At 74.3% G+C, this 21334-nt stretch carries 18 protein-coding genes; 6 read left to right on the top strand and 12 right to left on the bottom strand.

Annotation, left to right across the window (positions count from 1 at the left end; genetic code table 11):
- Positions 1–36 precede the first annotated feature (36 nt).
- The 6 genes from DER29_RS29115 to DER29_RS29090 form a co-directional block, all read right to left on the bottom strand.
- Positions 37–1098 (bottom strand): hypothetical protein, encoded by a 1062-nt coding sequence (locus DER29_RS29115; RefSeq protein WP_148710114.1) that lies wholly within the window; start codon positions 1096–1098, stop codon positions 37–39.
- Complete coding sequence (locus DER29_RS29110; protein WP_233600204.1) at positions 1095–1439, bottom strand: PadR family transcriptional regulator; 345 nt, start codon at positions 1437–1439, stop codon at positions 1095–1097. Before DER29_RS29110 ends, DER29_RS29115 begins: the two co-directional genes overlap by 4 nt.
- A 302-nt stretch (positions 1440–1741) precedes the next feature.
- A complete protein-coding gene (locus tag DER29_RS29105; protein WP_121400824.1) occupies positions 1742–2533 on the bottom strand; it encodes an SDR family oxidoreductase in 792 nt (263 codons plus the stop codon).
- Positions 2530–3504, bottom strand: a complete 975-nt coding sequence (locus DER29_RS29100; RefSeq protein ID WP_121400823.1) for an LLM class F420-dependent oxidoreductase — start codon at positions 3502–3504, stop codon at positions 2530–2532. The genes DER29_RS29105 and DER29_RS29100 overlap by 4 nt, the downstream gene beginning before the upstream one ends.
- A 175-nt stretch (positions 3505–3679) precedes the next feature.
- A complete protein-coding gene (locus tag DER29_RS29095; RefSeq protein WP_121400822.1) occupies positions 3680–4324 on the bottom strand; it encodes a response regulator transcription factor in 645 nt (214 codons plus the stop codon).
- The gene (locus DER29_RS29090) at positions 4321–5484 is read right to left on the bottom strand and encodes a sensor histidine kinase (protein WP_121400821.1); all 1164 of its coding nucleotides are present in this window, start codon (positions 5482–5484) and stop codon (positions 4321–4323) included. The genes DER29_RS29095 and DER29_RS29090 overlap by 4 nt, the downstream gene beginning before the upstream one ends.
- A gap of 111 nt (positions 5485–5595) precedes the next feature.
- On the opposite strand from DER29_RS29090, the gene DER29_RS29085 reads away from it, so the two are divergent.
- Genes DER29_RS29085 through DER29_RS29075 form a run of 3 tightly spaced genes read left to right on the top strand, consistent with a single transcriptional unit; the run spans position 5596 to position 7982 of the window.
- A complete protein-coding gene (locus DER29_RS29085; protein ID WP_121400820.1) occupies positions 5596–6327 on the top strand; it encodes an ABC transporter ATP-binding protein in 732 nt (243 codons plus the stop codon).
- Positions 6324–7088, top strand: coding sequence for an ABC transporter permease (locus DER29_RS29080; protein ID WP_121400819.1), 765 nt, complete (start codon positions 6324–6326; stop codon positions 7086–7088). Before DER29_RS29085 ends, DER29_RS29080 begins: the two co-directional genes overlap by 4 nt.
- Before the next feature lie 9 nt (positions 7089–7097).
- On the top strand, positions 7098–7982 hold the full coding sequence (locus DER29_RS29075; protein ID WP_121400818.1) for a DUF1028 domain-containing protein: 885 nt from the start codon (positions 7098–7100) through the stop codon (positions 7980–7982).
- Positions 7983–8100: 118 nt separating this feature from the next.
- Here DER29_RS29075 and DER29_RS29070 read toward each other — a convergent pair whose 3' ends face one another.
- Positions 8101–8811, bottom strand: a complete 711-nt coding sequence (locus DER29_RS29070) for a maleylpyruvate isomerase N-terminal domain-containing protein (RefSeq protein WP_121400817.1) — start codon at positions 8809–8811, stop codon at positions 8101–8103.
- A 71-nt stretch (positions 8812–8882) separates the two neighbouring features.
- On the opposite strand from DER29_RS29070, the gene DER29_RS29065 reads away from it, so the two are divergent.
- Positions 8883–9335 carry a YbhB/YbcL family Raf kinase inhibitor-like protein gene (locus DER29_RS29065; protein ID WP_121400816.1) on the top strand — a complete coding sequence of 151 codons (453 nt, stop codon included), beginning with the start codon at positions 8883–8885 and terminating at the stop codon, positions 9333–9335.
- A gap of 4 nt (positions 9336–9339) precedes the next feature.
- Here DER29_RS29065 and DER29_RS29060 read toward each other — a convergent pair whose 3' ends face one another.
- Complete coding sequence (locus DER29_RS29060; protein WP_121400815.1) at positions 9340–10227, bottom strand: phosphatase PAP2 family protein; 888 nt, start codon at positions 10225–10227, stop codon at positions 9340–9342.
- Between the two features lie 84 nt (positions 10228–10311).
- Between DER29_RS29060 and DER29_RS29055 the strand changes: the two genes are divergently transcribed.
- Positions 10312–11004, top strand: a complete 693-nt coding sequence (locus tag DER29_RS29055; protein WP_121400814.1) for a DUF3159 domain-containing protein — start codon at positions 10312–10314, stop codon at positions 11002–11004.
- Positions 11005–11291: 287 nt separating this feature from the next.
- Here DER29_RS29055 and DER29_RS29050 read toward each other — a convergent pair whose 3' ends face one another.
- On the bottom strand, positions 11292–14183 hold the full coding sequence (locus DER29_RS29050; protein ID WP_199729600.1) for a glycoside hydrolase family 48 protein: 2892 nt from the start codon (positions 14181–14183) through the stop codon (positions 11292–11294).
- A 960-nt stretch (positions 14184–15143) separates the two neighbouring features.
- Here DER29_RS29050 and DER29_RS29045 point away from each other — a divergent pair.
- The gene (locus DER29_RS29045; protein WP_121400812.1) at positions 15144–16613 is read left to right on the top strand and encodes a GH1 family beta-glucosidase; all 1470 of its coding nucleotides are present in this window, start codon (positions 15144–15146) and stop codon (positions 16611–16613) included.
- 99 nt (positions 16614–16712) lie between these two features.
- Here the strand turns inward: DER29_RS29045 and DER29_RS29040 are convergent, their stop codons facing one another.
- The 3 genes from DER29_RS29040 to DER29_RS29030 form a co-directional block, all read right to left on the bottom strand.
- Entirely contained in the window at positions 16713–17126 is a 414-nt protein-coding gene (locus DER29_RS29040; RefSeq protein WP_197697869.1) for a roadblock/LC7 domain-containing protein, read from the bottom strand.
- 5 nt (positions 17127–17131) lie between these two features.
- The gene (locus tag DER29_RS29035; RefSeq protein ID WP_233600203.1) at positions 17132–19549 is read right to left on the bottom strand and encodes a nitrate- and nitrite sensing domain-containing protein; all 2418 of its coding nucleotides are present in this window, start codon (positions 19547–19549) and stop codon (positions 17132–17134) included.
- Between the two features lie 216 nt (positions 19550–19765).
- The gene (locus DER29_RS29030) at positions 19766–21145 is read right to left on the bottom strand and encodes an FGGY family carbohydrate kinase (protein WP_121400810.1); all 1380 of its coding nucleotides are present in this window, start codon (positions 21143–21145) and stop codon (positions 19766–19768) included.
- Positions 21146–21334: the final 189 nt, after the last annotated feature.

Raw genomic sequence — 21334 nt, 5'->3', positions numbered from 1 at the left:
CAGTGGGTCGCCGGCCACCCGACGACTCGTGTCACGTCAACCCGCCATGTCGGCGGGGTTCATGCGCAGTTCCCGGGTCGCCCGCCGCGCGAGCACCGCCAGCGGCACGCACACCACCAGCAGCAGCACTGCTTCGGCAGCGCAGGCCGCCATCACGGCGGCAGGCGCGCCGCCCCGCAGGACGTGATCGGCGATGGACACGCCGCGCAGCACGAGGGCGGCAAGCCCCAGGAGCAGGAGAGTCAGCGGCCAGTGGGCCGCCCGGGCCGCTGCCGACGGGTGCAGGACGAGGTAGGCGATACCCGCGGCGGACACCGACAACGCACACAGGCCCGACCAGTCCAGCGCCGCGAATCGCACATCCTGCTCCACGGGAAGTGCCCACAATCCGATGACGTGCAGGGGGCTCAGGAGGACACCGGCGACGAAGGCACGGACCCAGGTCCGGGTGCGCACGGGCGGAGCCTCCCGATGGAACGCCACCAGCGCCAGCACCAAGGCCGTGTCGACGAGCACGATGAGCCAGGCGCCGGGGGGCGTGCCGCCGGGCAGGGACACCGCCTCGTAGATCCTGGCGACCCAGGCCGCTCCGAGGGGCACCACCGCCAGCCAGCGGGCCGGCCTGGGCTGATTCACCGCGAGCGCGATGAACGCGGCGATCGCGAACAGCCCAACGGAATCGGACACCAGGCGCCACGCTTCACCTGGCAGGCCTGATGCCGGCTCGGTGGGCGACGACGGCAGTGGCGGAAACTCGTCGGCGAGCCAGGGCATGACGCCGATTTCCATCGCCGCCATGACGGCATGAAAGAGCAGGCCGAGCAGCGCCACCGCACGGATCGCATCGCCCCAGAGCCGCGACCTCGGCTCGGCGCCGACGCCGCCAAGCCGAAGCCGCGTAGCGAGCGCCAGGACGCTGAGGACTTCATGACCGTCGGGCCGGCCGTGGTCCCGGAGGTACGCGGCGTCCTCGGTGTCCTCCTCGGCGCCGACGCACTCCAGGAACGTGTGGGCCATGTCGTCTTCCCACCTGCGGCGATAGGAGGCTGGCAGCAGCGTCAGCAGCCGGCGGTACCGCTGCTCCAGGCGACTCGTCATGCCGCACCGCCCACGGCGGGCCGCCACACACCGAGCCTTTCAGTGGCCGCACGGGCGTTGGCGGCCTGACGGTCAGCCTCCTCCGCCAACGCCCGCCCGCCGGAGTCGGTGAGCCGGTAGTACCGCCGGAGCCGGCCCTGCTGCACCTCCTCGCGGTCCAGTTCCACCAGACCGTCGGTGACGAGCCGGTCGAGCACGCCGTAGAGCGTGCCCACCCTCAGGTGCACCCGCCCCTGCGACAACTCCTTCACCTCGTTGACGATGCCGTAGCCATGGCAGGGCCTACCGGCCAGCGCTGCCAGGACGAAGAACGCCGCTTCGGTCATCGGTCGAGTCGCCATGGCCACAATATATCGGGAGGCAGAATATGCGTCCAGGCCGAAATATCAGAAGTCGACGTGCGGCATGCGGAGGAGTTCGCACACTCGCCTGGCGGCACGACAGGCAGAACACGTTGCTCGTCGACCCGGCGCGCCCACGCCGTCTCACCCTGCGACCAGAGTTCCTTGTCCGGGCTCCAACGTGGCGACTCGTCGGGTTGGACGGTGAGCGGCTCGCCGTCGGTCCGCAGGAGGTCGGCGGACGGCAGGAAGTGACGTGCGTCGTCGTGACGGGGCTGAGGACCGGATCCGCGCGGCCGGCCTCAGGCCCGCAGACGGCGGACGAGTTTGCGCAGGCCGGACTGCCAGCCGTCCGGGTCCTCCGCCTTGCGGCGGGCGTACCCGGCGACCTCGGGGTGCGGCAGGATCAGGAAGCGCTCCTCGGCGAGGCCGGCGACCACCGCATCCGCCACCTGGTCGGCGGTGAGTACCGCACCGGAGGCGGCCACGACCCGCGCGCCCAGGTGACCGGCGGCCAGCCCGTCGGCGAGCATCGGCGTGTCCACGCCCTGCGGGCACAGCGCGCTGATCCGGACGCCCTGGTCGCGGTAGGTGACGGAGAGCCACTCGGCGAAGCCGACGGCGGCGTGCTTGGTCGTGGCGTACGGGGCGTCACCGACCGAGGTCAGCACGCCCGCCGCCGAACAGGTGTGCAGCAGGTAGCCGCCGCCCCGGGCGAGCATCGCCGGCAGCACCGCGCGGGCCGCGTAGACGTGCGAGAGCACGTTGACCCGCCAGGCGCGGTCCCAGCCGGCGTCGTCGATCTCCATCCCGCCACCGGAGGTGACGCCCGCGTTGGCGCAGAACAGGTCGATGCGCCCGTACCGCCGCTCGGTGTCGGCGACCAGGGCGCGGACCTGCTCCTCGTCGGTCACGTCCAGCCCGACGGCGTGGGCGACCGGGCCGAGGCCGTCGGCCACCGCACGGGCCGCGTCGGCGTCGAGGTCGGCCACCACCACGGCGGCGGCGCCCTCGGCGGCGAAGCGGCGGGCCAGGGCGGAGCCGATGCCGCCGGCCCCACCGGTGATCACGGCCACCCGGTCGGTGAGGTTCACCGCGCCCCACCCCCGCCCAGGCGCGTGATCAGGTCCGCCAGCGCCGCCGCGCCACCGGCGGCGAGCTCGGGGGTGGGCAGCAGCGCCAGCACCGGCACGTCCACGCCGGCGTCGGCGTAGCGGCGGACCTGCTCGCGGCAGTGCTCCGGCGAGCCGTGCAGCACCAACGCGTCGACCACGTCGTCGGGCACCGCCGCGCCCGCGCCGCGCCGGTCCCCGGCGGCCCAGGCCCGCCACATCGGCCCGAGCACCTCCTCCCGGCCGAGCCAGCGGTGGAACTCGGCGTACGCGGGGACGGTCAGGTAGCTGGTGATCAGCCGGCGGCCCAGGGCGCGGGCGTGCGCGGCGTCCTCGGTCGGGCAGACGAAGATCCGGGCGACCACCTCGTAGCCGGGGCGCCGCTCGCCGACCTCGGCGAGCGCCCGGGGCACGTCGGCGGCGGCCAGCCAGTTGAGGATGACGCCGTCGGCCTCGGCGCCGGCCAGCCGCAGCATCCCGGGGCGCAGCGCGGCGAGCAGCACCGGCGGCGGCACGGCCGGCTTGCGGTCCAGGGTGAAGCGGCGCACGGTGAAGGTGTCGTACTCCTCGTCGACGGTCGCCCCGGACAGCGCCGCGCGCAGGAACCGCAGCACGTCGCGGGTGCGCCGGAACGGTTCGTCGAACGGCACGGCGTTCCAGTTGCGGACGACGACCGGCGAGGACGCGCCGATGCCGAGCGCGAACCGGCCGGGGGCGGCGTCGGCCAGCGCCGCCGCGCTCATCGCCAGCAGGCCCGGGCCCCGGGTGAAGACCGGCGTGATCGCGGTGCCCAGGCGCAGCCGGGGCTGCCAGGCGGCGGCGAGCGCCAACGGGGTGAACGCGTCCGCCCCGTTGACCTCGGAGGACCAGACGTCGGTGAATCCGGCCCGGTCGAGGGCCGCGTAGACCGCGGCGTGCTCGGCGAGCGGGATGCCGTCCAGCGGTACGGTCATGCCCCAACGCGTCGTCATCGGTCGATCGTGCCCGCTCGGCGTGGCGCAGAGCAAGATCCCGTCGGGGATCCCACACGCATCGAAGCCCGCAGAAGTGCGCGTGGCTGTGGCGAAGCGGTGGCACGAAGGTCGGCCCGGACGACCGGACGGGACGGCGGGCAGGCCACGGTCGGCGCTACCGCAGGACGCCCTCGTGCAGCGCCCGCAGCACCGCGTTGGTGCGGTCCCGGGCGCCGAGCTTGAGCAGGATCGCCGACACGTGGTTCTTGACCGTTCCCTCCGCGAGGAAGAGCAGGCCGGCGATCTCCCGGTTGGTGTAGCCCTCGGCGACCAGCCGCAGCACGTCCAGCTCCCGCTCGGTGAGTTCCTGCGATGGCGGAGCGCTCACCCCGATCGGGGACGGCGCCGAGCGGATGGCGCGCAGGAGCCGGTCGGTGATCGACACGGCGATGAGCGTTCCGCCCGCGGCGAGGGTCTCGACCGCCCGGGTCAGCTGCTCCAGCGTGACGTCCTTGAGCAGGTAGCCCCGCGCTCCCGCGCGGAGGGCGTCGAGGACGAGGGTGTCGTCGTCGAAGGTGGTGAGCACCAGCACCGGTACGTCCCTCCCGCGCTCACGTAGCCGCCGAAGGGCCCAGATGCCGTCCCGACGCGGCATGCGCAGGTCGAGCAGGACGACGTCGGGCCGGGTCGCGTCGATCACGTCCAGGGCCGCCTCGCCGTCGTCTGCCTCGCCGACCACCTCGATGCCGGCCATGTCGAGCAGGGTGCGGACGCCCTGCCGGACCAGCGTCTGGTCGTCGACCACGACGACCCTGGTCACGCCGGCACTCCGGTCGTTTCGGCGGCACGGGTCGTCTGGACCGACCATGCCGGTCGCCGGGCCGGCATCCGGGCGATCACCCGGAAGCCCGAGCTGCCGTCGTACGCGATCTCCCCGCCGAGTGCCGCGAACCGCTCCGCGAGGCCCCGCAGTCCGTTGCCGGGAAGCACGTTCCGAGCGCCCTGCCCGTCGTCGACCGCGGCCAGTCGGATCGCGTCGTCGTGGCGGACGATCGTGACACCCAGCTCGCGCGCGCAGGCGTGCCGGAGGGTGTTGGTGATGATCTCCTGTACGGCCCGGACGAGTGCCGCGGTCTGTTCCTCGTCCGCCTCGACGTCCTCCCCCACCTCGACCGTCACGTCGAGTCCGGGAATGTCGCGGCCGACGTCGCGCAGCGCCTCGGCCAGGTCGGCGGCCGACCCGGCGCGCAGCGCGCTGACGGTGTCGCGGACGTCCGCGAGCACCTCACGGGCCACCCTCCCGGCCCGTTCGACGTGCTCCCGCGCGGGGTCGCCCTCCCGGTGCCGGGCCGCCTCCAGCTCCAGGGTGAGGACGGTGAGCTGGTGGCCGAGCAGATCGTGCAGCTCGCGGGAGATGCGCAGCCGTTCCGCCGTGCGCGCGGACCCGGCCAGCAGCAGGCTGGCCGCGCGCAGCTCGATGTGCGCCCGGGTGAGCTCCTGACGGTGCTGCTGCTCCCGTCGGACCGCGGTGACGCTGAACGCCGTCGCGATCTGGATCAGCCCGTAGAACACCGCGGCGGCGAGCGGCTCGACCGGGCCGTCGTGGATCCGGCTGACGGTCAGGGCGATCACGGCCGTGTTCAGCGCGACCACCAGCAGGTTGACCGGCAACCGAACGGCCTCCGGCCCGAGCGCGGCGATCACCACCAGCAGGATCGGCAGCATGCCGGCGCGGGGGGCGGTCGCGACCACGCCCCAGCCGGCGACCACCGCCGTGCCGTAGGCCGCCCACCTCAGCACCGGTGCGCCCCATTCGGCCACGGCGACGAGCGCCGCGCCGAGGGTGACCACGAAGAGCCCCACCCACACCGGCGCCGGGATGTCTGGTTCGACCAGGCCGAGCATCACCGGCGACCCGACGCCCACGCACACGACGAGCATCACCAGGCCGGACCACTCATCGAGTCCCAGCCGACGCATGCGGCCACCCTAGCCGCCGCGGCCGGCGGGCCACGGGTGCCGAAAGTCATGGCCGGCGGGGCTGACCTTCGGCACAGGCGGCGGACGGGTGGCGCCGACCAGCATTGGGACATGAACCAACCCGCCATCGAGGTCGTCAACCTGCACAAACGGTACGGCGACGTCGTCGCCGTCGACGACGTCAGCCTGACGGTGGCCCCCGGTGAGGTGCTGGGTGTCCTGGGCGCCAACGGGGCCGGCAAGACGACGATGATCGAGCTGATCGCCGGCCTGCGCGTCCCCGACCGGGGGCGCGTCCGGGTGCTCGGCCGGGACCCGCGCCGGGATCGCGCCGCCGTACGCCAGCTGCTCGGCGTGCAGTTGCAGAAGGCCGAGCTGCACGCGGCGCTGACCGTCGGTGAGCTGCTCGGCCTCTACCGCAGCTTCTACCCCGACCCGCGGCCCGCCGACGAACTGCTCGACCTGGTCGACCTGCGGGGGCAGGCCAGGACGCGGTTCGAGAAGCTCTCCGGCGGCCAGCAGCAGCGCCTCTCCATAGCTCTCGCCCTGGTCGGCCGCCCGCGGGTGGTGATCCTCGACGAACTCACCACCGGGCTGGATCCCCGCGCCCGCAGGCGCATCTGGGCGGGTGTGGAGGGGCTGCGCGACGAGACCGTGCTGCTGGTCAGCCACGCGATGGACGAGGTCCAACGGCTCTGCGACCGGGTCGTGCTGCTCGACGCCGGCCGGATCGTCGCCCTGGACACACCGGCCGGGCTGGTCGCCCGGGCCGGCGCCGCGGACCTGGAGGAGGCGTTCGTCCGCCTCACGGGCAAGGAACTCGTCACGGAGGAGAACGCATGAACGAGGTGACCGTACGACGGCCCGGGGCGGGCTCGTGGCTGACCCTGATCGGGTGCGAGGCGAGGATGGTCGTCCGGGACACGGCCGGGCTGGTCGTACCGATCGGGCTGCCGCTGTTGATCCTGGTCATGAATGCCGCCACCGCCGGTGACCAGGAGGTCGCCGGCGGGCGCTCGGCGCTGGACCTCTTCGTCCTTCCGCTGGTCTTCACCATCGTCCTCGCCACGATCGGCATCGTGAACATGCCGAGTTTCCTGGCCTACTACCGCCGCAGCGGGGTGCTGCGCCGGCTCGCGGTCACCCCGGCGTCGCCGGCGATGGTGCTCGTCGCCCAGATGGTGGTGAGCCTGGCGCAGGTGGTGGCGGGGATCGGGCTGGCGTACGCCGTCGCTGTCGTCGGCTTCGACGCCCGGCCGCCGGCCGACGTCGGCATGGCGCTCGCCGTGGTCGGGCTCTCCGTGGCCGCGATGTACGGGCTGGGCATGATCGTCGCCTCGGTCGCGCCCACCCCGAATTCGGCGGTCGCCATCGGCCTGATCGCCTTCTTCGCCCTCGGGGCCGTCGGCGGGTTGTTCGGCGGCACCGCCTCCCTGCCGGAGCCGGTGGCCCGGGCCGCCTCGTGGCTGCCGTTCGGCGCCACTGTCGAGGCGCTCTCCAGCGCCTGGGCGGGGGCCCCGGTCGACGCGTCGAACCTGGCGGGCCTGGCGATCACCGCGGTCGTCGGTGCGACCGTCGCCGCGTTCCTGTTCCGCTGGAACTAGTCTCCAGGCGTGACCTTCTCGCTCGTCGCCCGCTCCGACGACGGCCGCCGGCACGGCGTCGTCGTGGCCAGCCGGTTCCTCGCCGCCGGCGCGCTGGTGCCGGCCGCCGAGGCCGAGGTCGGCGCGCTCGCCACCCAGGCCCACGTCAACCTCGCCTACCGCCCGCAGGGGCTGACGCTGCTGCGCACCGGGGTGGCGGCGGCCGACGTGGTGGCCGGGCTGGTCGCCGCCGACCCGGACCGGGACCACCGCCAGCTCGGGGTGGTCGCCGCCACCGGTGCCGGCGCCACCTGGACCGGGCCGAGCTGCCATCCCTGGGCCGGGGGTCAGGCCGGGGACGGCTGGGCGGCGCAGGGCAACATCCTGGTCGGCCCGCAGGTGATCGACGCGGTCCGGGACGCCTGGCTGGGCGGGACGGCGCTGCCGTTCCCCGACCGGCTGCTGGCCGCGCTGCGCGCCGGGGACCGGGCCGGCGGCGACCGGCGCGGCCGGCAGAGCGCCGGGCTGCTGGTGGTCGAGCGCGGCGGCGGGTACGACGGCACGGGCGACGTGCTGGTCGACCTGCGGGTCGACGACCACCCCGATCCGGTGACCGAGCTGGGCCGGCTGCTCGCGGTGCACACCCTGCTCTTCAGCCGGCCCGACCCGGCCACCCTGCTCGACCTGACGGGCGCGGTCGCCGCCGAGGTCGGCGCGCTGCTGGGGGCGCTCGGCCACCCGGTCGACCCGGCGCGGCCGGAGGAGGCGCTCTTCTCCTGGGCCGGCCTGGAGAACCTGGAGGAGCGCCTGGTGCCCGGCCGGATCGACCCGGTCGTGCTGGACCACCTGCGTAAGGCCGCCCCGCACGTGCCCGCCCCGCGCCCGGAGTCGGACCCGCTCGGCGCCGACGCCTGACCCGCTCGGCGGGCATCCCCCGAGGCGGGCCGCGCGGCAGGCACGGGCTCTGCGGCGCGGCTGGCACGGGGCCTGCGGTGGGGACGGGCCCGGGTCCAGGATCGGGGCTCTGCCCGGATCAGCCGCCGAAGGAGAGCCAGCGGAAGCCGGCGGCGTCGACGACGGCCCGCTCGCGGTCGGTGAGGCCGGCCCGGCCGGTCGCCTTGCGGATCAGCGTGAGCCGGTCCCAGCCCAGCCCGGGCGGGACCGCCCGCCCGCCGGTGAGCAAATCGGCGACGACCTCCGCCGCGGTGGGCGTCAGCCACGGCCGCCGGTCGAGCGCCGCCGCCAGGTCCAGGCCGTGCACGCCGACCTCCACCACGCGGGTACGCAGGAACTCGCCGAGCGCCATCGCGTCGCCGTGGCGGGTGCGTACCACCCGATCCGGCGGTGCGGCGTCGACGGCGTCGAGGGCGGCCCGCCAGGCCCGGTCGAAGTCGGCCACCAGGGCCGGACCGTCGAGTTCCCGGGCCTCCCGCCGGCCGGCGTCGACGCGGGCAGCGTCCACGGGCGGGGTGAACTTGGCGGCGCCGTAGTAGGCGGCGGCGTCGACCTCGGCGCGGGGCGGGGCCGGCGCGGCGAGCATGTCGACCAGCCGGCCCGCGCCGGTGCGTACGTGGGCCAGCAGTTCGCGTACGGTCCACGGCCGGCAGTCGGTCGGCCGGTCGAGATCCGCCTCGTCGACGCCGCGCAGCGCCTCGCCGAGCCGCTCGCACTCGTCCCGGAACCCCGCCCGTACGCTCTCCACGGTCCTCCCCCGTCCCGCACCTTCCGCCGTCGACCCTCTCACACCGGGGTTCGCCCGTTTCGGCGTCGCACCGGCGGGTACGCGCGGCCGGGCCGACGAGAGGAGTGCCAGGGATGGCCGGGATCATGCTGCGCAGCACCGCGTTCAACGACCACGACATGCTGCCGACCCGCTTCTCCAAGGAAGGCGGCAACGTGTCACCGCCGCTGGAGTGGGAGCGGGTGCCGGAGTCCGCGGCCGAGCTGGTCCTCTTCGTCGAGGACCCCGACGCGGGCAGGACGCCGTTCCTGCACTGGCTGGTCACCGGGATCGCGCCGAGCGCCGCCGGGTCACCGGAGGGCGGCGTGCCCCTGGGCGGCCGCGAGTGGCCCAACGACTTCGGCACCACGGGGTGGGGCGGCCCGCACCCGCCCCAGGGCGACGATCCGCACCGGTACTTCTTCCGGCTCTACGCGCTGGACCGGCCGCTGGAGCTGCCCGGGACGCCGCGGGCGGACGAGGTGCACCGCCTGCTCGTCGAGCGGGACCTCGCGAGCGGGACGATGGTCGGCACCTACTCCCGCTGAGCGGTCAGCCCTTGACCCGGGGCACCAGCCGGTGCACGGCGGCGAGCACCAGCGCCATCACCACGCCCATCGTGCCGACGATCCCGGCGGCGGTGCCGGCGTAGCCGACGAGCAGGGGCCGGCGGGCCAGCTCGCTGGGCGCGGTGCCGCGCAGGTCGACCAGCCAGGCGAGGGCCAGCCCGCAGGCCACCACCGCCAGTACGCCGCCGACGCCGAGCACCGTCGCGGCGACCCGGTGGGCGTCGGCCGACTCCACCTGCGCCTGTTCCCGCTGGGTGATCAGCAGCACCAGCCCGGCCAGCGCCGCCCAGACCCCGACCACCAGGAACGCGGCCACCGCGTCGCTGGGCCGGTGCCAGCCAGCGGAGAGGGTGGCCACCCCGGCGATCGCGGCGTAGCCGGCGCCGAGGAACGCGCCGAAGACCCGTACCGTGCGCGGCAGGACGAGCACCAGGGCCACCGCGACCGAGGCGGCGACCGTGGCGTGCCCGCTGGGCAGGCTGTTGCCGGCGTAGATCCGTTCGGGGTCGATGCCGAAGTCGGGCCGGGTCAGGCCGTACTTGAGCAACTGGGTGGTGGCGTTGGCGCCGGCGATCAGCAGGGTGGCCGTGACGGCCAGGGCGATCCGGCCCCGGATCAGGGCGATGAAGCCGATCACCGCGGTCGCCGCCAGCAGCGAGACGACCGACATGGCGTTGAGGATCCGGTCCACCGGACCGTCGATGCGGTCCTGCCCGATCCGGTTGCCGGTCAGGGCGACGGTGTCGACCCACTGGCCGATCTCGACGTGCACGGCGACCCGCCACACCGCGAGGAAGGCCGCCGCCTGGACGATCGCCAAAACGACCAACCAGACTGCGGTCCAACCCCTTGCCGTCGCTCGCACCCGCACACCGTAGCGGCAGGCGCAGCCCGGTCGGCGGGTGGCCTGTCGCTCGGGTACGGCTAGGTTGGTGGCGGACGTGAGGAGGGTGCGGTGACGCGTACACCGGAGCGTGCGGCGGCCCCGACGGACCGGCCGGAGACGCTCGCGGACCTGCTCGGCGGGCGCCGGGGCGCGGTCGACGCCAGCCTGCCGCCGGTGGCCTTCGCCCTCGGCTGGCTGCTCGGCGGGCACTCGCTGTGGGGCGGGGTGGGCGCGGCGGTGGTCACCGGCGCCGCGCTGGCCGGCTGGCGGCTGCACCGGGGCGACCGGCCGCGTTCGGTGCTGATCGGGCTGCTGGCCGTCTGCGTGGCCGCGCTTGTCGCGTTGCGCACCGGCCGCGCCGAGGACTTCTTCCTCGTCCAGCTGCTGTCCAACGCGGCGAGCACCCTCGCCTGGGTGGTCAGCATCGTGGTGCGCTGGCCGCTGCTCGGGGTGGTGGTGGGCGTCGCGCTCGGCCAGCGGACCCGGTGGCGGCGGGATCCGGCGCTGCTGCGCGCGTACGGCCGGGGCAGCTGGGTCTGGGCGGCGTCCTACGTGCTGCGGGTGGCGGTGTTCCTGCCGCTGTGGCTCGGCGGTCAGGTGGTCGCGCTGACGGTGGCCCGGGTCGCGCTGTCCTGGCCGCTGGTGGCGGCGGTGCTCGCGGTGAGCTGGGTGGTGGTGCGCCGGACGTTGCCGGCCGGTCACCCGGGGCTGCGCCACCCGGTTGTGCCGGCCGCCGCGCCGGTGGAGCCGGCGGGAAAGTAAGGGAGAGGCCGCCACGGGGGGAGCGGCCTCTCCGGTGACGTACGTTACTCCGTCCCGGCCCCGCGCGTGATCCCGTGTTGGCCGGTTTTTCGGGCGTTTTCGCACCCGGTGCATATCCGGGTGCGGTGGGGTGGGCCGGTTGCCCCGCTGCGTCGGCCGGTTGACCGGCCCACCCCGGCCTGACCGTGGGAGTCAGGCCGTCCGCCGACCGGGCGTCTCCGTTTCCCCCAGGCCCGCCCGGCCGGCCTCCGGGCGGGCGGGCCGCGCCACCCACCCGGAGGAGTCGGTCAGCCGTTGGGGAACAGCTTTCCGTAGTCGGCGTACGCCATGGCGACGTCCGCCTGGGCCCAGAACCGGTGGTACTTGAACTCCGGCTCGGGACCGCCGTCCAGGTACGCCTGGACCTTCGGCCAGGCCGGGTCGTTCTTGTAGAAGGAGCGGATGTCGAGGAAGCTCTTGCCCGCGGCGATGGGGTCACCGTTGGCCATGGTCCCCGTCCAGCCCGGCGGCACGTAGAGGCCCTGACCGGTGCTGGCGTCGTAGACGTCGTCGAAGCGGCGGTAGTCGCCGCGCTTCTCCACCGTGGACACGCCCTGGGCGTCGCTGGCCGCGTGCAGCGCGTCCAGCAGCCCCTTGGCGGTGTTCTTCGCCGCCACGTTGCCCGACTTCGCCGCGTACGCGATGAGGGTGCGGGCGTAGGCGGCGGCGATGCCGACGTCCTGGCCCTTCACCGTGACCTCGACGTGCAGGTTGGTGTTGGGCTGCGGGTTGGCCGGGTTCCAGGTGGTCGGCTGGCCGGTCCACTTCATGTCCGACGGGATCGACCAGTTGGTGCCCAGCGTGGTGTTGGCGATCGCCCACGGCACCCACTTGTCCAGCAGCGCCTTGGCCTTGGCGTTTCCGGTCTCCAGGTACAGCTCGGCGATGCGCTGCATCGACCAGGCCTGCATGCCGAACCACTGGTTCGACGGCGGGTCGTTGTAGACCGGGTCGACGTCGTAGTACATGCCGTAGAAGGTCGACGTGCCGGCCGGGGGCTGGCCGTAGTGGCCGCCCCAGCTGTTGGTCGCGCCGCCGGCGATGCCGCCCTCGGCGGACTGGAGCCAGGTGTAGAACTCCAGCTGCCGCTCCAGGCTCTTGGTCCAGTCGGTGACCGCGGTCGGCGACTTCGGCTTGAGCTCGTTGACGTTGGTCAGCGCCCAGGCCGCGAACGGGTTCTGGTAGCCGAAGTGGTTGTGGCTGGAGCCGATCCGCCACGACCAGTTCTGGTTCGGCTCGTACGCGCCGCCCCAGGCGTAGTACCAGGACATCAGGTAGTGCGCCGAGTCCTTGCCGGTGCCGGCCGGGCAGGTGGCGGCCCCGACGCAGTTGCCGATCTTCTTGAAGTACTTGTCGAACATGGCGTAGCGCAGGTAGTCACCCATCTTCGCGGCCTTGGCCACGGTGGCCGCCACGTCGGCCTCCTTGCCCTGCTCCTTGGCCCACGTCAGGGCCCAGTACGCGGCCTGCACGGCGCGGGCGTCGGCGTCGGGGGCGTTGGTGTACTTCCACTGCTTCGCCGGTGCGTTCGCCTCCTTCACGAACAGGTCGAGGTAGCCGTTGCGACCGCCGTGGGCGAAGGTGTCGCAGGACGGCTGCGGCACGGTCTCCCACACCGACTCCTGGGTGCCCCGCTGGAAGGTGTTGATGTACGCCGGCCGGGTGGTGCCGTCGCCGCAGCGGCCGTAGCCGTAGGTGTTGTCCACGTCGAGCAGCCAGTGCATGCCGTAGATGTCACCGGTGCCGTAGGTGTTCTGCAGCTCCGAGCGCAGCGGGTCCTGGCCGACCGGCACGTTCGGCTCCAGCTGCGACGGGTACTGGCTGGGCAGGTCGTGCTCGGCGGCGTACTGGGCGGTGCCGGCCGCGCCCGCGGTGGGCTGGTCGGCGTGCGACGGGATGATGTACTTCTCCATGACGTTCCAGGCGTTGTTGAACGGCGCCCAGTTCTGGGTCACCCGCCCGTACTGGGCCTCCAGCCAGAGCCAGAAGCTGAACGCCTCGGAGGTCGTCTCGTGGCCGTGGTCGGGCGCCTCGACGATCAGCGTCTCGATCGAGTGGTACGGCACGCCCTCGGGGCTGAAGTAGCCGGAGTTCTTGATCTTGCCGTACTGGTCGAGGAACCGCTTGACGTAGGTGTTGTCCCCGCCGCCGTTGTCGTTGTCGATCTCGGTGGCGGTGATCGCCAGCGGCGCGTAGCCGATGGCCGAGGCGGTGACGGTGGCGGTGCCGCCGAGCGTGTCAGCGTCCTCCGCCGCGGCGACGGTCACGTTCACCCCGGTGTTCCAGTTGCTCGGGGTCAGCGTCACCGAGGCCGGCGAGACGGTGATGTCGGTGTCGCCGGTGCGGGCGAGGGAGACCGGCACGTTGGCCGTCGGCGCGGCGCTGAGCTTGAGGTTGACCGTCGAGCTGGCGCCCTCGGTCACGCTCACCGCCGACGGGGTGGCGACCAGCACCGGCCCGGACGCCGCCGTGACGGTGAAGGACTTCTCCGCGGTGGCGGTCAGGTTCGCGTTGTCGTACGCCTTGGCCTGCACCGTGTACGCGCCGGCGGGCAGGTCTTCGAGCGTGTAGCCGTACGGGGCGGTGGTGTCGGTGTTGACCAGCAGGCCGTTGCGGTAGAACTCGACCTTGCTGATGGTCCCGTCCGGGTCGCTGGCGGTGGCGCTCAGCGGCACGTCGGCGGGGGCCTCGAAGGGGCCGGCCGGCACGGTCAGCCCGACCGTCGGCGGCTGCTGCTGGGTGCCGCCGCAGGTCACGCCGTTGACCGAGAAGGACGTCGGCTTCGGGTTGGTGCCGCCGTGCGTGCCGTTGAAGCCGATGCTGGTGGAGGCGCCGGTGCCGAGGTTGCCGTTGTAGGACTCGTTGGTGGCCGTGACCTGGTTGCCGGTCTGGCTCCACTTGGCCGACCAGCCCTGGGTCACCCGCTGGTCGCCGGGGAAGGCGAACTTCAACGTCCAGCCGTTGATCGGGTCGCCGAGGTTCTTGATGGTGACGTTGGCGGTGAAGCCGTTGTTCCAGTCGCTGGTCGCGTAGACCACGTCGCAGGCGGGGGCGGCCTGGGCGGCGCCGGCCGGCAGGGTCACCCCGCCGACGGCGAGCGCGGCGGCGGCGACCATCGCCAGGCGGCGACGTCTTGCCAGATTTCTCATGTGCGCGGTGTCTCCTCGGACCTGGCCGGGGACGAAGGGCCCCGGCGGGGCGCCCTCCCGCGAACGGGGATGCGGGGCGCCCGGGGATGGTGGTCGCCCCGGCCCGAGGCCGGGGTACGGCGGGCGGCGGCCCCTGCGGGACGGCTGCTCCACCGACTGCGTCGGATGCCGTACCGGAGACGACCGGCTGCCCTCGGCGACCCACGCTTGCGCGATCTGGCTCCGCGTCGCGGTGGCGACAGTGTGCCATGCATGGAAGCGCTCCCACAATGGCCGGAGGCGCACCGAAGCAGCAACATGTTTCGATCTCGTTTTGGGGCTTTCACAAAGCCGTGACGGGCGTTACAGTCGCAGCATCGGTCGATGGGAGCGCTTCCATCGACAGAGATGCAATTAGAAGATCACCCGGGGTCCGTCGACGACGGAGCCCGGGGAGTCAGCCCGAGGGCTGACGGCGGGCCAGCCCGGACACCGCCGTCAGCCGTTCCCACCGACACGGAGGGAGGTGGATCCTCTAGCCACTCGCGTGGCCCGGCTCCCGCGCGACACGCACGACAGGACGCCAATTCCGCCCGTGCGTGTGCAGCAATGGTGGGGACGGGGGTTGCCCTCCCCCGTCCCCACACACTAGACCCCCCGCCACAACGGGAAAAGAGGCCGACGGGACTGGCCGTGTCGCCGTTCCGACCGGCCTCGTCCGCTGTCCGCCCGTACCGCCCGGTCGACGCCCCGCGCCCCGGCGCCCCGCGTCCCGCGGCCGGCCACCCGAGCGCCGGCGCCACCGCGCGCCCCCGCTCCCGCACCGCCGCCACGGGCGCACGACACACCCCTCCGCCGTCCCCGATCGCCTCCGCCCGACCGGCCGGGCGGAGGCGACCGGTTGGCGGCTCCTGCCCTATGCTGGGAGCGCTCCCGGCCCGGCGGTGGCCACGCACACCATGAGGAGAACCGATGTCGATGCCCACCCCGCGCCCGCCCCACGGCGCCGCGCTCTCCGCCACCGCCCCCGCCACCACGACCGGCACCGCGACACACGCCGCCGCCGTGGCGGGCGACGGGCACCGGACCGACGGCCCCGCGCCGCGCCCCGACGAGACGCCGGCGGCCGGCCTGCGCTTCCCTCCGGGCTTCGGCTGGGGGGCGGCCACCTCCGCCTACCAGATCGAGGGCGCGGCCAAGGAGGACGGCCGGGGCGAGTCGATCTGGGACACCTTCAGCCGCACGCCGGGGCGCACCCGCAACGGCGACACCGGCGACGTCGCCGCCGACCACTACCACCGGTACGCCGAGGACCTGGACCTGATGCGCGACATCGGGCTGGACAGCTACCGGTTCTCCATCTCCTGGCCGCGCGTACAGGCCGACGGCACCGGCGCACCCAACCAGCGCGGGCTCGACTTCTACCGCCGTCTCATCGACGGGCTGCACGAGCGGGGCATCGCGCCGATGGCGACGCTGTTCCACTGGGACCTGCCGCAGGCCCTCCAGGACGCCGGCGGCTGGGAGTCGCGCGACGTCGCCCACCGGTTCGCCGACTACGCCGAGATCGTCTTCCGCGCGCTCGGCGACCGGGTGCCGGTTTGGCTCACCGTCAACGAGCCGAAGACGGTGGTGCAGAACGGCTACCTCGAAGGTCACCACGCCCCCGGCCGGCAGGACCCGGACGCCGCGTACCTGGTCGCCCACCATCTCCAGCTGGCCCACGGGCTCGCCGTCGCGGCGTACCGCGCCACCGGCTCCGGCCGGATCGGCCCGGCGCTCAACCTGCACCCCTGCTACCCGGCCGACGACTCGCCCGAGGCCGCCCTGGCCGCCCGGCTCTACGACGGCTACGAGAACCGCCTCTACCTCGACCCGATCCTCACCGGCCGCTACCCGCAGGACGTGCTGGACGACCTCGGCCCCGACAGCCGGCTGGTCCGCGGCATCCGCGACGGCGACCTGGCGACCATCTCCGCGCCGGTCGACCTGCTCGCCGTGCAGTACTACACGCCGTACTACGTCACCGGCGACGGCGCGACGACCGGGCGCTGGCCCACCTCCCAGGCCTCCTGGCAGCAGATCCACCCCGACGGGATGTACGACATCCTGACCCGGGTGACCCGCGACTACGGCCCGATCCCGCTGACCGTCACCGAGAACGGGCTGCCCACCCCGGACGTCCTCGACGCCGACGGCACGGTCGACGACGCCGGGCGGGTCACCTTCCTGCGCGACCACCTCGCCGCAGTCCACCGGGCCATGGCCGCCGGCGTGCCGCTGGAGAGCTACCACGTCTGGTCCCTGCTCGACAACTTTGAGTGGGACGCGGGCTACGACGAGCGCTGGGGCCTGGTCTACGTGGACTACCAGACCCAGCGACGCGTGCTCAAGCGCAGCGCGCACTGGTACCGCCAGGTCATCGCCGCCAACGGCCTCTGACCCCCGGACGACCGCCGCCCCGGCGCCGCTCGGCGGCGCCGGGGCGGATCCCGTCGGCGGTCCCGCCGGGGTGGACGCCGGGCGGGCGCGCCGACCCGCTCAGCGGGGCAGCGCCTGCTGGAGTTCCGCCCGCAGCGCCGGGGTGAGCATCTCCCCCGCCTGCTTGGCCAGCCGCGCCATCTCGTAACCGACCACACCGATGTCGGCCTCCGCCCCGGCCAGCGTGGCCAGGATGGACCCGTCCCGCACCTGCATCACCAGGAAGTAGCCGCGCCCCATCTCGACGACCGTCTGCTTGACGATGTCCCCGTCGAACATCTGCGCCGCGCCCGCGGTGATGCTCATCAGCCCCGAGGTCACGGCGGCGAGCTTGTCGGCGTGGTCGCGGGGCAGGTGGTCGGAGATCGCGACCAGCAGACCGTCGGAGGAGACCACGATGGCGTGCACCACCCCCGGCACCCGCTCCGCGAATCCGCTGACCAGCCAGCTCAGGTCGCGGGCCTCCCGGCTCAACGTCGTCATCGCTGTCCCCCTTCGCTGTGTACGCCGCCCGGCGGCATGGAAATCTCCGTGGTGTCCTCGGCCTCGGCCCGCCGTACCCCGCTGTAGAGCCGGGACAGCATTCCCCCGACCGCCTCCGGGTCCGGGTCGTGGCGTACCGCCGGCTGCTCCGGCCGTGTGACGGCGGAGAGCTGCGCCATCGGCACCCGGACGGGCAGGCCGCGCTCGTTGGTCCCGCCGGTGACCGGGACGGCCGGCGGCGTGGGCGAGGTCCCCGGCACCGGACCGGGCGACGGCCCCTGCCGGGACCACCAGCCCCCGCCGGTCGACGCGGGCGGCCGGGCCGCCGGGGCGAGCACGTCCTCGGCCCGCACCGGCACCGACCGGGCCTGCCAGGGCGGGACCTCGGGCCGGCGCCCGGCCACCGGCAGCTCGCCCGCGGGCCGCGCACCGCCCCACACCGGCGGCCGCCCGACCACGGGCACTTCGTCCCAGCTCGTGCCGGCCGCCGAGGCGGTCAGCATCCGGGCCGGGGCGGGCGCCTCCCGCTCGGGTGCCGGCGCCAGCAGGTCACCGGGCAGCCGCACCCGGGCGACAAGGCCGTCCTCGCCGCCGTCCAGGCGCACCTCGACGCGCAGTCGGGCGGCCAGGTGGCTCACCACGAACAGGCCCATCCGCTCGACCGTCGCCACGTCGGCCGCCGGCGGGGTGGCGAGGACGGCGTTCGCCTCGGCCAGCGCGGCCTGGCTCATGCCGAGCCCCCGGTCGACGATCTCGATGAGCGCGCCGGCGCCCTCGGCCCGGGCGGTGACCGCCACGACCGTGTCGGGACGGGAGAAGGAGGTGGCGTTCTCCAGCAGCTCGGCCAGGACGTGGACCAGCTCACCGACGGCGTGGCCGACGACGCGCAGGTCGGCGACCGCGCCGTGCCGCACCCGCTGGTACTGCTCGATCTCGGCGCTGGCGGCGAGCAGCATCGCGCCGAGCCCCACCGGCCGGTTCCACCGGCGGGTCGACTCGGTCCCGGCCAGCACCAGCAGGCTGTCGTCGTTGCGTCGCATGCGGGCAGCCAGGTGGTCGAGCTTGAAGAGGTTCTCCAGCTGGTCCGGATCGCTCTCCTCGCGCTCCAGGTCGTCGAGCAGCTCCAACTGGCGCTCCACGAGCACCTGGCTGCGCCGGGCGAGGTTGACGAACATCGCGTTGACGTTGCGCCGGGTGGTCGCCTGCTCGACGGCGACGTTGACCGCGCTGCGGTGCACCGCGACGAACGCCTCCGCCAGCTCGCCGATCTCGTCGAGCGACCGGACCACCGCCGGCGGGACCTCGATGGTCGGGACACCCCCGGTCACCGTACGCAGCCGGTCCAGGGCGTCCGGCAGCTCCAGCTGGGCGATCCGCAGCGCCTGGCCGCGCAGCAGCCGCATCGACCGGGCGATGGAACGCCCGACGAGCACGGAGATGAGCAGGGCCACCAGCAGCACCGAGAGGATGCTGCCGACGACCAGCAGCGTGGTCCGCAGCTGCGTCGCGCTCACCTCGTCGGCCTGCCGTACGGCGTCGTCGAGCACCGACGCCTCGATGCGACGGAGCAGCTCCTGACGCTGCTCGCCGGCCGCCCACCACTGTGGCGCGGGCAGCACGCTCGGCGTGGCGGCCCCGGTCGCCAGGCTCTGCTCCTCCAGCCGGGTCGCCGCCTGGAACGCCGGATCCGTCGAGGTCTCGTCGTAGCGGCGGACCTGCTCGGCGGTGGCTGCGACCCGGAACGCGCCCAGGGCGGTCAACTGCTGGGCGCGCAGGTCGGTCAGGACCACCTGGTCCTCCAAGCCGTACCGGCCGGCGCGGGCGGCCTCGTAGAGCTGGGCCCGGACCCGGGAGGAGAGTTCCTTGACCCGGGCGAGCTGCACGTAGCGCAGCACCGCGTCGCTGAGCGCCGGCCGGTCCTCGCCCGGCGTGGGCTCGGCGAGCAGGCGCAGCAGCGCGTCGACGGCCCGGTGGTAGTTGCTCAGGATGGTGTCGCTGCCCAGCACCGCCGGGGGGATCGCGGCCCGGATGTAGGCGACCTGTTCGTAGGCCTCCAGCACCTCGGAGTAGGCGACCCGCCAGGAGGCGTCGGCGTCGGCCAGCGGCCCGGCGGCCCGGCGCAGGTCGCGCAACGCCTGGTCGGTGGCCGCCTGCAAGGGCTTCAGCACGACGATCGCCGCGTCCCGGTCGGCCCCCGCGCCACCTCGGCGCAGCTCGCCCAGCTCACCGGCCGCCCGGTCGCGTTCCTGCTGGAGCTGGTGCACCAGCGCGACGATCTCCCGGCCGATGCCGACCTGCTGGGCGAAGTCGCCCAGCGCGGTCGTCCGCCCCACCAGGGTGTGGGTCTGCACGCCGGCCAGCACCAGGAACGCGACCGACGGGATGACCAGCACGGTCACGAGCTTGGTGCGCATCCGCCAGTCCCGCAGCCGGAACGGGGAACGGCGACGGTGCGGTACCACCCGGACGTCGAACCGGCGCCGGCGATGCGCCGACGCCGTGTCGTCGGGCGGTTCCGGACCTGCCCCCACACGTACCCCCTCCCAGTCCCGCGTCCGCCGCGAGCCGGGGAGCGGAGTCCATCCAACCAGGCCCGCGAGCCGTGTCAACGGGGCGGGCTGAGGTGCCAATCAGGAGGGTGAGGCGGTCTCGTCCGTCCGGACGATGGCGGCGAGCCGGGAGGCGTCGCCGACGCGGCCCAGGGCCACCAGCGCCGCGCCGCTCGCCCCGACCTCCGGGTTGCTCCCGTACCACACCGGCCGGGGCGCGAGCGCCGCGGCGAACGTTCCACGCCACCAGCGGGAGGCGGCCATCGCGCCCCCGCCGAGCACCACCTCGACCGGCTCGTCGACGGTGGACTCCAGCACGACGAGGTCGTCGGCGACCAGGTCGCACAGACCCCGCATCAGCCCGGCCAGGATCTCCACCGCGCTGGTGCCGAAGCTCAGGCCACCCAGCGCGCCCGAGCCGGCCGGGGCCATCCCGGGCGGCCGGTCCCCGCCGAAGCGGACGTTCACCGGCAGGCCGCCCCCGTGCGGCACCCGGGCCAGGGCGGCCTCCAGCTCGCTGCCCCCGGGCAGCCGCAGCTCACGGTCGGCCCAGGCGAAGAGGTTCCCCCCGGAGGAGTACGCGGCGCCGGTCACCACGTGGTCGTGGTCGACCCGGTAGCGCCAGAGCTCCCCCGGCAGCGGCGGCATCGCCTGCCCCGCCGGGACGCGCTGCACCAGCCGGACCGCCGCCGACGTGCCGACCGTCACCGCGGCCCGGCCCGGCTCGACGCAGCCCGAGCCGACGTTCGACGCCGCGCCGTCGCCCACCGGGCCGGCCCAGGGCACGTCGGCGAGCTGCGGCCAGCGCCGCGCGTACGCCGGCCGCAGCCGGCCCCGCCACCCGTTCGGCGCCAGCTCGGGCAGCTCGGCGGCGCGGCTGCCGGCCAGCTCGCACGCCTCGGCGTCCCAGTCCAGCGTCCGCAGGTCCAGCAGGCCCGTGCCGGAGGCCTGGGAGATCGACATGGGTGCCGAGTCGAGCAGCTCGCCCAGCACGTACTCGGCCAGGCCCGCGAAGCGGGCGATCCGCCCGCCGGTGTGCCCGCGCAACCAGGGCAGCCGGACCGACCAGTAGCAGCGGTGCCACCACGTGCCGGTGCGCTGGTGGAAGTCGTCCGGGTCGGCCGGGCCGGCCGCACCGGCGAGGGCCTCGGGGCGGGTGTCCAACCAGGTCAGCACCGCGCCGAGGGGCGCGCCGTCGGCGCCGATCGGGACCACCGAGTGCCACTGCGCGGACGTCGCCACCAGCGACACGTCGCGCAAATGCCCAGCGGCGGCCAGCTCGTCCAGGCACGCCGCCAGGCAGGCCAGGTAACCGGGGCCGTCCAGCGTGCCGGTGCCGTCGTCGTGCACGACGAGGCTCACCTTGCGCCGGGCCAGCGCGCCGGGCAGCGGACGGGCGTCCCTGTCCAGCACGAGTCCGCGTACCGAGGAGGTGCCCAGGTCGAGCGCGAGAATGTTCATCGCGGGTCAAGTTACCCGGTGCGCCGCGCCGCGGCGTCCCAGCGGGTGGGCCGTACGCCCGATCGGCTTTCCGGTGCCCGCGCGGGGCCGTAGGGTGATCGCATGCTCGCGCACCTGTCCTGCTGGTGGCCCGCCGACCCGGCGGCCATCCCCCGCGCGTAGCTTCCCACGCGGCCGCCCGACGAGGCG

Origin of the sequence: Micromonospora sp. M71_S20, assembly GCF_003664255.1 — a bacterium.
Classification (GTDB): Bacteria; Actinomycetota; Actinomycetes; order Mycobacteriales; family Micromonosporaceae; genus Micromonospora.
Note: the sequence above shows the minus strand (reverse complement) of the source record. Positions and strands in the feature narration are given on the sequence as shown.